Origin of the sequence: Exiguobacterium sp. J17977 (assembly GCF_018616375.1) — a bacterium.
Classification (GTDB): domain Bacteria; phylum Bacillota; class Bacilli; order Exiguobacteriales; family Exiguobacteriaceae; genus Exiguobacterium; species Exiguobacterium mexicanum.
In genome coordinates, this window is the sequence record NZ_JAEQBB010000003.1 from 229,905 (window position 1) to 244,411 (window position 14,507).

At 52.9% G+C, this 14,507-nt stretch carries 16 protein-coding genes and 1 other annotated feature; all 16 genes read left to right on the forward strand.

The genetic code is table 11. The annotated features are described in order from the left end of the window. Positions 1 to 3: 3 nt before the first annotated feature. The 16 genes from KNO58_RS07330 (at position 4) to rplU (ending at position 14,507) form a co-directional block, all read left to right on the forward strand. Positions 4 to 1,221, forward strand: coding sequence for a type II secretion system F family protein (locus KNO58_RS07330; protein ID WP_214752675.1), 1,218 nt, complete (start codon positions 4 to 6; stop codon positions 1,219 to 1,221). A 142-nt stretch (positions 1,222 to 1,363) separates the two neighbouring features. Beyond that, entirely contained in the window at positions 1,364 to 1,822 is a 459-nt protein-coding gene (locus KNO58_RS07335) for a prepilin-type N-terminal cleavage/methylation domain-containing protein (RefSeq protein ID WP_214752677.1), read from the forward strand. Between the two features lie 89 nt (positions 1,823 to 1,911). Continuing rightward, on the forward strand, positions 1,912 to 2,664 hold the full coding sequence (locus KNO58_RS07340) for a prepilin peptidase (RefSeq protein WP_214752679.1): 753 nt from the start codon (positions 1,912 to 1,914) through the stop codon (positions 2,662 to 2,664). 12 nt (positions 2,665 to 2,676) lie between these two features. Beyond that, a complete protein-coding gene (gene pilM, locus KNO58_RS07345) occupies positions 2,677 to 4,320 on the forward strand; it encodes a pilus assembly protein PilM (protein WP_214752681.1) in 1,644 nt (547 codons plus the stop codon). Next, a complete protein-coding gene (locus KNO58_RS07350) occupies positions 4,317 to 5,024 on the forward strand; it encodes a hypothetical protein (protein WP_214752683.1) in 708 nt (235 codons plus the stop codon). The genes pilM and KNO58_RS07350 overlap by 4 nt, the downstream gene beginning before the upstream one ends. Before the next feature lie 139 nt (positions 5,025 to 5,163). Beyond that, positions 5,164 to 5,751 (forward strand): Maf family protein, encoded by a 588-nt coding sequence (locus KNO58_RS07355; RefSeq protein WP_251026137.1) that lies wholly within the window; start codon positions 5,164 to 5,166, stop codon positions 5,749 to 5,751. Positions 5,752 to 5,774: 23 nt separating this feature from the next. Continuing rightward, the gene (gene radC / locus KNO58_RS07360) at positions 5,775 to 6,404 is read left to right on the forward strand and encodes a RadC family protein (protein WP_029595830.1); all 630 of its coding nucleotides are present in this window, start codon (positions 5,775 to 5,777) and stop codon (positions 6,402 to 6,404) included. A gap of 489 nt (positions 6,405 to 6,893) precedes the next feature. Then, a complete protein-coding gene (locus KNO58_RS07365) occupies positions 6,894 to 7,346 on the forward strand; it encodes a hypothetical protein (protein ID WP_214752687.1) in 453 nt (150 codons plus the stop codon). A gap of 326 nt (positions 7,347 to 7,672) precedes the next feature. Continuing rightward, on the forward strand, positions 7,673 to 8,509 hold the full coding sequence (locus KNO58_RS07370; protein WP_214752689.1) for a DUF2785 domain-containing protein: 837 nt from the start codon (positions 7,673 to 7,675) through the stop codon (positions 8,507 to 8,509). A 204-nt stretch (positions 8,510 to 8,713) separates the two neighbouring features. Then, entirely contained in the window at positions 8,714 to 9,751 is a 1,038-nt protein-coding gene (locus tag KNO58_RS07375) for a rod shape-determining protein (RefSeq protein ID WP_214752691.1), read from the forward strand. A 13-nt stretch (positions 9,752 to 9,764) separates the two neighbouring features. Beyond that, positions 9,765 to 10,655, forward strand: coding sequence for a rod shape-determining protein MreC (mreC, locus tag KNO58_RS07380; protein WP_214752693.1), 891 nt, complete (start codon positions 9,765 to 9,767; stop codon positions 10,653 to 10,655). 1 nt (position 10,656) lies between these two features. Next, positions 10,657 to 11,151 carry a rod shape-determining protein MreD gene (gene mreD / locus KNO58_RS07385; RefSeq protein WP_214752887.1) on the forward strand — a complete coding sequence of 165 codons (495 nt, stop codon included), beginning with the start codon at positions 10,657 to 10,659 and terminating at the stop codon, positions 11,149 to 11,151. Between the two features lie 5 nt (positions 11,152 to 11,156). Further along, positions 11,157 to 11,825: a septum site-determining protein MinC gene (locus KNO58_RS07390; RefSeq protein ID WP_251026138.1), complete on the forward strand. Its 669-nt coding sequence runs from the start codon at positions 11,157 to 11,159 to the stop codon at positions 11,823 to 11,825. 5 nt (positions 11,826 to 11,830) lie between these two features. Continuing rightward, the gene (gene minD / locus KNO58_RS07395) at positions 11,831 to 12,688 is read left to right on the forward strand and encodes a septum site-determining protein MinD (RefSeq protein ID WP_051627738.1); all 858 of its coding nucleotides are present in this window, start codon (positions 11,831 to 11,833) and stop codon (positions 12,686 to 12,688) included. Positions 12,689 to 12,730: 42 nt separating this feature from the next. Then, complete coding sequence (locus KNO58_RS07400) at positions 12,731 to 14,056, forward strand: ribonuclease E/G (protein ID WP_214752695.1); 1,326 nt, start codon at positions 12,731 to 12,733, stop codon at positions 14,054 to 14,056. A 55-nt stretch (positions 14,057 to 14,111) separates the two neighbouring features. Continuing rightward, positions 14,112 to 14,183: a sequence feature (ribosomal protein L21 leader region), on the forward strand. Between the two features lie 15 nt (positions 14,184 to 14,198). Next, entirely contained in the window at positions 14,199 to 14,507 is a 309-nt protein-coding gene (gene rplU, locus KNO58_RS07405; RefSeq protein ID WP_016508528.1) for a 50S ribosomal protein L21, read from the forward strand.

The following is a 14,507-nucleotide window of genomic DNA, read 5'->3' on the forward strand; positions in this document are numbered from 1 at the left end:
TGAATGGCCATCTTCCAATATGAAGGCAAACTGCTGAACGGAAAGCGTAAGAAAGGGCGAGTCACCGCCGTCTCGCTCCGGGAGGCGAAAGAAAAACTTCGCCAAGAATCGATTCTCGTCACCGAGCTCGCTGAACTCGAGTCGACCGGATTGAATAAAGAAGTGAACCTGCTCCCGGAGCGGGTCAAGATTGAACATTTGATTATGTATGTGCGTCAGTTCGCGACGCTCATCCGGGCCGGCGTGCCAATCGTTCGGGCCACATCCATCTTGCGCGTCCAGACCGAATCGAAAGTGTTGAAGAAGACGCTCAGCCAAGTCGAGGACGATTTACGCGAAGGAATCGCCTTCTCGGAGGCGATCAAGAAACATCCGCGCGTGTTCTCGAACTTTTTTAGCTCGATGGCACTCGCAGGTGAGGCGAGCGGGAACTTGGAGGAGGCGCTCGACCAAATCGGGCTCCAGCTCCAAAAACAATATGACGTCAAACGGAAAGTCATCTCGGCGTTGACGTATCCGCTCGTCGTCTCGATTGTCGCCATCGGTGTCGTCGCGTTCCTCATGGTCAACGTCGTCCCGACATTCGCGAGCATCTTCGGACAGCTCGGCGGGGAACTCCCGCTCATCACGCGTATCGTCGTCGCCGTCTCCGATTTCGTCGCCGCCTATTGGTGGCTCATCTTCGGTGGGGCGCTCCTCGCCTTGCTCGTCTTCACCTGGATGTTGAAACGCGATAAGGAGCGCTACGTGATTGATGGATTGCTGTTGAAGATGCCGATTTTTGGGCCAATCGTCCTAAAGTCGCAAATCGCGTTATTGACGCGAAGTTTGGCCGTCTTGCTTCAAGCGGCTGTCCCGATTTTGTCGGCGATTGAAATTACTGAGAAAATCGTTTCAAACCGGGTCATCCGTAAAGGACTCGGCCAAGCACGGAAGATGATGGCGCAAGGGATTCCACTCCATGAACCGCTCGAACGGAACGATAGCTTTCCGCCGCTCATGACGCAAATGATTGCGGTTGGCGAGGAGAGCGGGGATTTAGACTCGATGTTGAACGAGGTCGCGGAGTTTTATGAGACCGAGGTCGAGACGACGACAGACCGCCTAAAATCGATTATCGAGCCACTGTTGATTGTCGTCTTGGCGAGCATCGTCGGCGTCATCGTCATCGCGATTGTCGTCCCGATGTTCCAAATTTATGGCGATATCCAAAATCAGTAGAAACTTTTTATTTATTTGCAGATTTGTATCTTTTCAATCCTATTTTTTGAATGTATAGTAAAATTGTTCTACTTTTTATTAGGTCTAAGGTAATGCATGCAGCACACAACACAGCACAACACACAAAAGGGGAGAATGAATCATGTTAGAGAAAATGAAAATGATTTGGCAAGATGCCAAACAATTGAAAGATGAGCGCGGACTCACGCTCGTCGAGTTGCTCGTCGTCGTCGTTATCTTGGGGATTATCGCAGCCATCGCCGTTGTCGCGATTGGTGGAATTATCGAGAACTCACGTAAAGATGCGATGGTTGCCGATGCGAAGCAGATGGTGAGCGCGGCTAAAATTCACACTACATCAAACCCAGGCGATGACACTTTAGTATTTACAACTGGTGGAAATGGACTTGAATATGTTGAAGGATTGAAAGATCCATTTGGTGATGGTGGATATGGAACTGCACAAGTTGTTATTGATGAAACGAGTGGTAAATATACTTATACTGTTCAATTAATTGGCGCTTCAAAAGCGATTGGTGAAGAAGAGCCCTTGGCAGAAGCTTCCGTCAATCGTGATGCAGTTAGTGATTTAGCAGATTAATGAATTTTTCCGGCTGGCGCTGGGCACTCGCTCAGCCTAGCCGGTTTTCTGTTTTTGGCATATACTTACAAGTAAGGAAGTGACCTCGATTGGTTGAACTCATCGGACTCATTTATAGCCTCGTCCTCGGGGCCGTCATCACGTCATTCACGAACGTCGTCGGGCTCCGCGTGCCACGCAAACAGTCCATCGTCACGCCGCGCTCGCATTGTCCGTCATGTGGACACGTCCTATCGGCTTGGGAACTGATTCCGGTCTTCGGTTACGTGTTCCTGCGCGGGAAATGCCGCGGTTGTGGCGGGCGGATCGCGCCGACGTACCCGCTCTTCGAACTGCTCGGAGCGGTCGGTTACGCCTACAGTTTCTGGCTGTATGGCTTTAGCCTCACGACGCTTCTCGCCTTCGTCTTCTTATCGACGCTCCTCGCTTTGGCGATGTCGGACTTGTCGACGATGCTCGTGCCGAACGTGATTCTCATGTTCACGGCACCGGTCCTCCTCTTGCTCGCCTATAGTGCAGGCGTCGTCTGGTGGAGCCCGATTGCTGGAGCGGCGCTCGGCTTTTCCGTCCTCGCCACCGTTTTTTTCGTCTCCAAGGGGGGACTTGGGGCCGGCGATGTCAAACTATTTACAGTAATCGGGCTCGTCCTCGGGCCGCGCGACGTTCTCGTCGCACTCTTTTTATCGAGCCTGATTGGAGCGGTCGTCGGATTGACGCTCATCGGCTTGAAACGGATGGATCGCAAACAACCGATTCCATTCGTGCCGTCGATCGCACTCGGCACGATGCTGACGTTTTGGTTCAGCGAACGCTTCTTTGATTGGTATTTTGATTTGATGTAGGGGGAAACCAGCATGAGCCGGTCTATAGAGAAAGGAACGGTCGCGTATTTCTCGTTCGATGCGCTCAGCATCCACGGGGCCGTGATTAAACAGGGCGTGTTCAAACGCAGCGCCTCCGTCCAATTGGCGAAAGGTGCCTATACGGGAGGACGCATCGAAGACGAGAACGCATTCGGTCTCGCCTTTGATGAACTGTGCCGTAAACTGAAAGTACGAAAAGGGATGGTCTGTGCCGTCGACATGGCCGAGACCGAAGTGTTGTCCCGCAAAGTCGAGATTCCATCGACGATCCCGAAAGATGAGATCCGCGGCTATCTGTTCATGGAAATCGGCAGCTCGATCATCTTACCGTTCGACGACGTCGCCTTCGACTATGAGGTGCTCGGCGAGACGGACACGAAGACCGAGGTCATGCTCCACGCCGTCTCGGTCGATTTGACGAAAGCCATCCGCGCTTACATGAAGAAACGCGGGTTCCAATTGAAGAAAATCGTTCCACGCCCGGTCGCGATCGCGAACGGCGTGAGCCGACTCGAGACGCTCGACCCGCTCAAATCGACGCTCCTCTGGCACGTGACACCGTTCGCGCACCAGTTGCTCGTCCTTGAGGAAGGGCAAGTCCGGTTCATCCGGGCCATCGAGACCGACCTCCCGTATCGCGCCGAGACGACGGACGGAATCATTACGTATACATATAGCGGCTCGAAGGAGACGCTCGCGACGCAGACGGATGAGTGGTTGAACGAACTCGCTCGCTTCCTCGACTTCTATCGCTACTCGCTCCGGACGGACGGACGTCCGATTGACGAGTTGCTCGTCTCGGGGACGGTCCCGAACCTCGATGACCTCGTCCGGACGATTGAAAGCGAGGCGATGGTGCCGGTCAAACGCATCGACGACCCGCTCCCGCTCTCGCACGCGACGCCGTTGTCGCACCAGATGTTGCCGCTCCTCGGCATGGCGACGCTCGACAAGGAACACGATGCCAACTTCATCAACTCGACCGATGTGACACTCCGGTGGCCGATTATCGCGAGCTTGCTCGCGCTCTTGATTGGCGGCGGGGCGACCGGGTACTTGTTCTATGAAGTGAACGAGATGAAACAGAACGAGGCGCAGGTTGAGGAACAGTTGCAGCTCGTCCGCATCTATCAGACCGAGCAAGTGAACTCGAAGGGGCAGCAAGTCCTGTCGCTCGACCAGACGGTGACGGCGCTCTCGGCCGAAGAGAAATTGGCCGTGCCAGCACTGCGGGCCTTGACGGAACAATTGCCGCCGACGGGCTACGTGTTGACGTATAACTACGCCGACGGTTCGCTCATGAGCGTGCGCACGCAGTTTGAGACGCTCGCCGATTTGAACGTGTTCCAACGCTCGCTGTTGAACGACGTGCGGTTTGAGAACGTCAAACTGCTCGGTGTGACGACCGAGACGAAAGCGGAGACGGAACAAGAAGAGACGGACACTGACACGGATTCGACGCTGTCGCCGAGCGTGCTCGACTCGACAGACGAACCGCTCCCGCGCTATATCGGCGAATTCACCTTCACGTTCCTCGATGCCGAACCGGAGACGCCGGAAGGGGAGACCCCAGATGGTGAGATCCCGGACGGCGAGACGGAAGAGACGACCGATGAGGAGGTGGTGAGCGAATGAAACGCTCGACGATTTATTTGATTTTCACAATCTGTTTGTTTGCGGCCATCGCCGTACCTTCTTATTTCGGTTACCAGTATTTCATCCACCAAGGCAACGTCAAGTCGCTCGAACGGGAACTTTCGCTCGAACAGACGAAGCTCGAACTGTTGCGCCAAGAAGGCGACGTCGTCGACGTCGCCGACTCCCAGCGCCTGCAGACGCGTGTCCCGACCGAGGCGGCGCTCGACACGGTCGTCGAGACGTTGTCGCAGGCGAGTCAACTGTCGGACGTCCGCGTGACGAGCATCGCCTTCGCTGACGGCATCATCGCCGAATCGGAAGTGCCGGAAGACATCGACGAGCCGGAACCGAACGATGTGAGCGCGACGGCTGAACCGGCCGAACCGGTCGAAATCACGCCGGTCAACGCCTCATCGGTCCGCTCGACGGTGTCGCTCCAGGCGGACACGTACGAGTCGCTCGTCTTGTTCCTCGAGTCGGTCGAGTCGATGAACCGGATTCACATCTTGCGCACGGTCCAGTTCACCGGACCGACGGAGACGGGACCGAACACGACCGAGACGGCCGAGCCGCTCGACTTCACGGTCGAACTCGACGCGTTCTATCGCCCGGACCTTGATCAACTCGTCGAGGACCGGTACGTACCGGCCCAGACGTTCACACCGAAAGACATCCCGGTGTACGACTATACGACACCATGATTCGAGCGTCCCTTCGAAAAGGAGGGACGTTTTTTTGAGGCGTCGCGGATTGTAAACGCCTGCCCGTTTGCCTACAATCAACAGTGAAGTGTGATACGGGAAAGAAGCCCGTTACGCACATATGGAAGGAGTCGTTACAATGAAACCAACACAGAAACGTGTCATCCTCGCCTCGATGTCGCCGCGGCGGACCGAGCTGTTGACCCAGGCCGGGATCACCCATGAGGTCATCCCCTCGAACGTCATCGAAGGGACGAACGGTCGGGAGCACCCGGACGAGTACGTCGGACGCCTCGCCCGCGAGAAAGCGATGGACGTCGCCCGTGACAACCGTGACGCCGTCGTCATCGGCTCGGATACGGTCGTCGTCTTAGACGGGACGATTTTAGAGAAGCCGAAAGACCGGGACGACGCGCGGGACATGCTGCAACGCTTATCGGGCGCGACACATGAAGTGCTCACCGGCGTCAGCATCATCGGGCCCGAGCGGCAAGACTTGTTCGTCACGACGACGCACGTCACGTTCATCGATATCCCGGACGCATGGCTAGACGGCTATCTCGATTCGACGGAGCCGTATGACAAGGCCGGGGCCTACGGGATTCAAGGATCGGGCGGTCTGTTCGTCGAACGGCTCGAAGGCGACTTTTATAACGTCGTCGGTCTGCCGATTCGTCCGCTCGTCGAGACGCTCGGACGACACGGGGTATCGCCGCGCTTTCTGTGAATGAAGCGAAAGTTGGTGAAGGAATGACCATGGTGCTCGACCGAAGTGTTGAATCCGCAATCGCCCGGCTGCTCCAAATCGGGGGCAGAGGTGGCGACCCGCACGAGACGGCCCGACGGCTGTCCGACGTATATCCGACGCTCCGGGCGCTGTCGCAGGCGTCCGTGAGCGACCTCTGTCAAATCGAAGGCATGACGAAGAAGAAAGCCGAGCAGTTGCTCGCGGCGTTCGCGATTGGTCTCCGTTATGTCGAGGAACCGAAAGTGGAGACGCCGACGATTCGTTCGCCGCAGGACGCCTATGAACTGCTCCGTGATGAGCTCCGGCTGTTGAATCAGGAACATTTCATCTGCCTGTATTTGAACACGAAGAATCAGCTCATCGCCCGCAAGACGTTGTTCGTCGGTGGTCTCAATTCGTCGATCGTCCATCCGCGCGACGTGTTTCGCGAGGCGCTTAAACTGTCGGCGGCGTGTTTCATCGCCGTCCATAACCATCCGAGCGGGGACGCGACCCCGAGCCGGGAAGACATCGAGGTGTCGGAGCGTCTCGTCGAGGCAGGTCATATCGTCGGCATCGCTTGCCTCGATCACGTCATCATCGGGGAGGACCATTACGTCAGTATGAAGCAAAGAGGGTATATGAACGGGTGAACGGTGGGCAGGCGCATATGCGTCTGCTTTTTATTTGTAGATTGATGTAATTATATTTTTTGTTTCTTCTAAAATGAGGTGATTTAGTGATGCCCTAGGCCTATATAAAATCTTATTTATTCATAATTCTTTTATAGTTGTCTTTATAAATCTTGTCATTCCATTGTTCTAAAAAGAAAAATGGCTTAGCAAGGCGTCATATACCATATGTTGACTCTTTATGGATTAATATTATTGTGAATCTAAAAAGCATGCGATTGAAGAGGTTGACCCTTATACATACGTGTGCAAGCAATGCAAAAAAATATATATGGGGCCCTTGTTGGTTATTTAACTTCTAAAAAACTGTTGCGCCATCGATCAATCAAAGTTAAATTACTTTTCGTGTCCGATTGTTAGGAAATGAATATTACTTGGGGGGGAATAAGATTGGTAGCAATAAACGTTATGTTTTTTTTAGTCGTGTCATTCTCTATAGCAGTTTTTTTTATGTTAATTTTAACGATAAAATTAAGTCCGAGAAATGCGAGAAAGCTTGAAATAATTGGGTACGGATTTTTAATCACCTTAAGTACATGGACAATTATCTTAAATCTAACTGCTGAAATGAAGGCTGACAGTGATTTATTAAGCTTAAATGAAAAATTACATATTATATGGTCATATGAAGGCGACAAAAACGATTATGTAAATAATAATGACATGAATGATTTATCACAAGATTATAAAAGACTTCATGAACAATGGCACGGTTTAGCTTTTGATGATACCCTATTAAAAACGCAGGATGAATATGTGAAATATATCAATTATGGGTTATTTTCACTTTCTACCCTATTTATATCGGTGGGTAGACTAAGTGAATTATTTAAGGTGAAACCAGAGGAAACAATCGCTAGGAAGTATCCTAAATATAAAAGAAAAAGAGCAAGAACAAAATGAGGTAATATGACTCGTATTACTTTAGGCTGCGGACGAACCAAATTGCATCTCCAATTCAGTTCATTTTTTTATGTTCAAAGAAACTGTAGCGCTTTGCTAGATATAAAATAATTAAACAAATATCCTTTTTGGCAAGTGTTCCTCCTCTCTATTATTAGCTAAAGTGAGATACTATATGATTTTCGATTTGAACTTGCATTGAATTGAATGTGAAGCAGGCAAAACGTCGCCTGCTTTTTTTGCGTTGGAAGGAGTCATCTGATATGGTGTCGAACCCCGAGAGTATACGTTTACATACGACTGACTGAGAGGGAATGTGATTAGACATGAGTGAGGAAACCATCTATCAGGAACTTGATTTAAAGCGGATATTGATAGACATAAAGGACGGGACGGTTCGATTGCACGATTTGGACGAGGAACGGGTCCTCCAGTCGATGCTCCATCACATCGGCTCGACGGATGCGGAGCTTCGGGACCAGTTGATTTATACGCTGTTTTATCGATTCATCATCGAAGACGAGCAACTGACGGACGAGCAATTGACGGACATGTTTCAGACGACGCTCAAATACCACTTGTTCCACGGCATCGGGGAGACGGCATCGGATACCGTCTTCACGCGGGCGTTCTCGACGCTGTTGATCGCCTTGATTGTGTATCAGGACCGGCAACGAGGCTTTTTATCGGAAGCGGATCTCGACATGTTGAAGGCGAAGCTCCTTGCCTATCTCGATTGTGAAATCGATACGAGAGGTTATGTGCCTGGGAAAGGCTGGGCCCATTCAATCGCCCATGTGGCCGATGCCTTCGACGAGCTCGTCCTGCATCCGCACCTTGACGAGACGGAGTTCAGCGAGATGCTTGAGGCGCTATGGGACAAAGTGTTGATTCCAAGCATATATGTGCATGATGAGGATGAGCGGTTGCTGAATCCCATCTTCGCCTTGCTCGGGCGCGGGATGGATGAGCACGAAATCATTGTTCTATTAGACGGCTTGCCGGCTCAATTGAGCGTACAAAAGCAGCAACTCGAGCCCGAACTTTATTGGCACGTCGTCCATAACGTGAAAACGTTTTTGAAGAGCTTTTTCGTGAAATTGGATGACACAAACCGACCGATGCTTCGAACCGCTGTGTTCGAGGCGTTGAAGCAGATTTGACGAGAACCCGTAACAATCTAGGCAGGCGCTTTCACGCGCTTGCTTTTTGATTTGCGTTTTTGTCGAAAAGAAGGCACACTAATATACGGTGAGACAGGACTGAGATGAACGTTATTGTAAATAACCTGTAATCGAATGAACGTTTTCAAACATGATTTTTCCGTTATAATAAAAAATAGTGTAACCAAGAGAGGAGCAGCACGTATGTTTCGTAGTTTTAACCGAGAAATCGGAATCGACCTTGGAACGGCAAATACGCTCGTTTATGTAAAAGGTCAAGGCATCGTTGTTCGTGAACCGTCGGTAGTGGCGTTCCGTACAGATACAGGTAGAATTGAGGCCGTGGGTAACCAGGCCAAGGATATGATTGGACGTACGCCGGGTAACGTCACGGCACGCCGTCCGATGAAAGATGGGGTTATCGCCGATTTCGAAACGACAGCGACGATGATCAAATACTTCATGGAGCAAGCGCAGAAGTCGAAGAGCGGTTTGTTCTCATCGAAGACGAACGTCATGATTTGTGTGCCAAGCGGCATCACGTCAGTTGAAAAACGTGCCGTGGAAGACGCAGCCAAGCAAGCTGGCGCGCGTGAAGCGTATACGATTGAAGAGCCGTTCGCGGCAGCAATCGGTGCCGGTCTCCCGGTTTGGGAACCGACAGGCTCGATGGTCGTGGATATCGGTGGCGGTACGACCGAAGTCGCAGTGATTTCACTCGGCGGCATCGTGACGAGCCAATCGATTCGTGTCGGCGGTGACGAAATGGATGACGCCATTATTCGTTACATCAAAAACAAATACAACCTCATGATCGGGGAGCGGACGTCAGAGACGCTCAAGATGGAAGTCGGTTCGGCTCGCATCGATGCTTCGAACGAAGATGAGAAGATGGAAATCCGTGGTCGCGATCTCGTGACAGGCCTTCCGAAACAAATCGAAGTCTCGGCTTCTGAAGTGTGCGAAGCACTTTCGGATACGGTCGAAGCGATTCTCGCTGGCGTGAAACAAACGCTTGAGCAGACGCCACCGGAACTTGCGGCTGACGTCATGGATCGCGGCATCGTCCTCACAGGCGGTGGCGCACTCCTCAAAAACTTGGATGACGTCATCTCGGACGAGACACATATCCCGACGCTCGTCGCGGATGAGCCGCTCGATTGCGTCGCCATCGGGACAGGAAAATCTCTTGAAATGATGGACGTCCTCCGTTCAAAATCAGGCATCTCGTCGCGTCGATGAGTGGTGACACACGATGAGCCGGTTCGTACGCAATAAAAAGCTCATCATCACGCTGATTGGTATCATCTTGTTCGTAGTCATCTTGGGGGTTTCGATTCGAGGACGGTCGGAATCCGCCTGGTACCAGGACGTCACGCGTGATGTGGTCGGAACGTTCCAACGGGTGTTCACGGTGCCGATCGGCTGGATGGACAGTACCGTGTCCTCGATTTCGAACGTACGCGATATTTATGAAGAGAACCGTCAATTGAAACAACATTTGACGAAATACGCGGAAGTGTCGGTCGAAGCCGATGACCTGCGCCGTGAGAACGAAGAATTGCGGCAAATGGTCGAGGCGGCCGATACGTCGCTCCGTGACTTCGATTTGATTCCCGCCGAAGTAATCGGGCGCACGCCGAACGACTGGCAACGCTATGTGACGATTAACGTCGGGGAAGAGCGCGGTGTCGAGAAAGGCATGGCCGTCACGGCCGCCGGCGGTATGGTCGGTCGCGTCATTCAAACGAGCGCCTACACGTCGCAAGTGCAACTCCTCTCGGACAACAACCGGACCAACAACGTCTCGGCCGTCGTCAAGGACGAGGACGGCAAAGCGACGTACGGGACGATTGACGGCTTCGACAGCGAGACGAACGAGCTCTTTTTCACGAAGGTCTCAAACAGCGTCAAGTTGAAAGAAGGCGAGATCGTGTCGACGTCAGGTCTCGGTGGCCGTTATCCGGCCGGTCTTGTCGTCGGAACGGTCGAGTCGATCGAAACGGATGAATATGGCGTGTCTCAAGTCGCCCGCATCAAACCAGAAGCGGACTTCAATGAGTTCTCGCAAATGTTCGTCATCAATCGAACGCTCGACGAACCGTTCTTGACGGGTCCCGAGGAAGGAGGAGCAGCGGGTGAGTAACATGAAAGTGTTCATCGCCCTGTTCCTCCTCTTTCTTATTGAAGGGACATGGGCCGCCATCTTCTCGTGGCACTATGTGACGCCGTTCTTGTATTTGACATTGATCGGCTTGATGTACGTCAGTTTGTATGGTCGCTTCGAGGCGGCGTTCGGATTCGGACTCGTCTTTGGACTGTTGTATGACATCGTCTACACCGACTTGCTCGGAATTTACTTATTTACTTTTTCACTCATTCCTCTCTTAGTCAGCTTCGTGTTAAAATATATAGGTGAGAACTTCTTCTCGGTCGTCATCACGTTCACGTTCATGATTCTCGTATTTTCTTTCGGGATCTTTAGCGTCATGACGGCGGTCGGTGGGACGACCATGACCATTCAAACACTATTAGTTGAACAGATTCCAGGGACGCTCGTCGCCAACGCCGTCGCCATCGCACTGTTATACGTGCCGATGACACGATACGTGGCGCCGCGACCTGTAGCGAAAAGAGGGTAGCCATGATGGAGCGTAAACGACATATTACGATTAAAGGACATCGCAACGGTATTGCAATCCACTTCAATCCACGGAGTGGCATCGATGAGGTGCTCGGAGAGCTTGAGGCCACGTTACAAGAAATGGAGCCGCCCTCTGGGAAGATTGCACTCAAGTTGCACGCGGGTACTCGTTATGTAGACGAGGAGCTGTCACGTCAAATTCGTGAAGTCGTCGCTCGTCATGGCGTTTTTTATATCGAGGAGCTATCGAGCGAGGTCATGTTGACCGAAGAAGCGAAAGCGACCTACGGCAAAAAGACGTTCCACTACCATAGCGGGACGATTCGAAGCGGGCAAGTGCTCGACTTTGATGGCTCGGTGCTCATTATCGGGGACATCAACCCGGGGTCCGAGGTTCGGGCGACGGGAAGTATCTATTGTTTAGGGACGATACGAGGAAATGTGCGTGCCGGTGTCGAAGGATGGGAGGAAGCGGTCATCACCGCCAGTCTGCTCCATCCGAAGTTTTTAGCGATCGGTGAACACGTGCTCGCGTCGGACGACGGCGAAGAGCTTCCGGAGATCGAGATGGGATGCGCATATCAGACGAATCAAGGTATTGAAATGACGCGTCTCCGTCAAGTCATGACTGGGCTGAAAGACGCATATGCAATGGAATTACAGAGAGGGTGAGTTAGATGGAGCAAGTAGTAGAGCCTGTACATACAGCGAAAGAAGTGAAGAAAGGTCGGGCCATCGTCGTGACGTCGGGGAAAGGTGGCGTCGGGAAGACGACCACGACCGCGAACCTCGGGACCGGCCTCGCATTGTCTGGTCACTCGGTCTGTCTCGTCGATACGGATATCGGTCTTCGTAACCTCGACATCATCTTGGGACTCGATAACCGCAGTATCTATAACCTCGTCGACGTCATCAACGGCCAATGCAAACTGCATCAGGCGCTCGTCCGTGACAAGCGGTTCGAAGAGATGTATCTCTTGCCTGCGGCCCAGTCGAAAGACAAGACATCGGTCCAACCGGAGCAAGTGAAAGAAATTATCGACCAGTTGAAGACGGAATATGATTTCGTGTTAATCGATTGCCCGGCCGGTATCGAGCAAGGCTTCATGAACGCCATCGCCGGCGCCGATGAGGCCGTCGTCGTGACGACGCCTGAGAAGGCGGCCGTTCAGGACGCGGACCGCATCATCGGCATGCTCGAGCAAGCGGAACATGTCGCTGCGCCGAAACTGATCGTCAACCGCGTCAAGAACCACCTCGTCGAATCAGGCGACATGCTCGACATCGATGACATCATGCGTATCTTGTCGATCGACCTGCTCGGCGTCGTCGTCGACGATGAAGAAGTCATCGCCGCCGCCAACCGTGGGGTACCGGTCACGATGAACCCGGACAACAACGCCGGACAAGCGTACCGCAACATCACGCGCCGCATTCTCGGCGAGTCGGTGCCGCTCATGTCGATTCAGACCGAACAAAAACCGGTCGGCTTCTGGACGCGGCTCATGATGAAATTTGGAATGAAAAAAGCCTAAGGCAACGAAAGTTGCCTTTTTGTGTCGAAAGGAGAGACGCATATGCGATTGATCTATGAACGGACGCCATCCATCGAACGGGCCATGCTCGTCGACGGGGAGCGTCTGCTCGAAGTCGAGGAACGTTTCATCGACCAATTATCGATCGGAACAATTCTCGAGGCCGCGATCGAACGGATTCACCCGTCGCTTGGCGCCGCTTTTTTGACGACCGGCGAAACGACGTTCTTCTTGCCGATTGCCGAGACGTTGAAAGCGCTCGAGGCGTATCCGAACGTGCCGGCGATCGGTCAGGCGGCCGTCGTCGGCCAGAAGCGACTCGTCCAAGTGACGAAAGAAGGCATCAACGGCAAACATCATAAAGTGACGGAGAACATCCGCTTCGGCGGACGCTATATCGTCTACTTCCCATATGGACGGCGCCAGCTGTATAGCCGTAAGCTCGACCTCGTCACCCAGGACCGGTTATCAAAAGTGTTCGAGCTCGAGGAGGCGGAAGGGGTGCTGTTCCGGACCGAGTCGGGGCAAGCGAGTCCGGCCGACCTTCAAGAAGAACTCGATTTGCTCCGGGCGCGTGCTGCGGAAGTCATCACGGCACGCCGGGGACAAGATGAGTTGTTGTGCGAACAGTTCGTGCGACGCCATGCGGTCGAATCGGTCATGTTGAATGACAAGGAAGCACAGGACCGGTTGACACGGCTCGAGGTCAACGTCGAACGCTACGTCGGCAAAGGCCGGATTAAAGAAGCGGCTCGGCTCGACGGGGCCATCGAAAAGCTCGGCCAACGGGTCGTCTGGCTCGATGGCGGTTCGTACGTGTTGATCGAGCAGGTCGAGACGATGACCGTCATCGACGTCAACAGCGGCAAGAACGTCGCCGTCAAAGACAAGGGGCGCGCCGCCGACACGATCAATGAGGCCGCGCTCTATACGACGATGGAACAGCTCCGCTTGCGCAATATCGGCGGCATGGTCGTCATCGACTTCCTGAGAGGTTCAAAGGACGGCCAGGCACGGCTCTTGAAGAAGATGAAAGAGCTCGGAGCTCGCGATCCGCGCCGTGTCGAAGTGTACGGTTTTACGCGGATGGGCTTGTTCGAGCTGTCGCGGGAACGGACCGGACGATCGATACAAGATCGGATGACGTATAACGGTAGCCCGTCGAAGCTTGCCGTCTTCTCGCAGCTGGAGCGGACGCTGATGGAGCTCGCGCCTCAAGTCGAGAGCGTCGTCGTGACGCTCCCGAGCAAGTGGCATGACGCGTTCTCGGACGGTTTTGACTGTACGGTCCTCCTCGTCGATGGGGAGCCAGATGTGGCGTTCTACGGGACGCTCGAGGAATGTCAGAATTTCGTATCTCGTCATTGACAATGTTTGAGCGAGAGTGGTATTATCTATAACGTTAGTTCGTTTGGAAGCACCCAAATGGCTACAACCGCACAGAACGGGTTTAAATGGTTCCGCCCTGCCCTGGATGGCGAGTCTGAGTTTAATAAGGAGGTGCACGTATATGTACGCAATCATCAAAACTGGTGGTAAGCAAATCAAAGTTGAAGCAGGTCAAGAGATCTACATCGAAAAACTCGATGCTGATGTCGAGGGTACTGTAGAATTCGGTGAAGTTCTTTTCGTTGGTGGTGACGATGTTAAAGTCGGAGCTCCACTCGTAGAGGGCGCTAAAGTCGTAGCAACTGTCGTTAAACACGGTCGCGCGAAGAAGATCACTGTCTTCAAAATGAAAGCTAAGAAAAACTACCGTCGTAAGCAAGGTCACCGTCAGCCTTACACGAAAGTTCGCATCGAGAAAATCGAAGCGTAA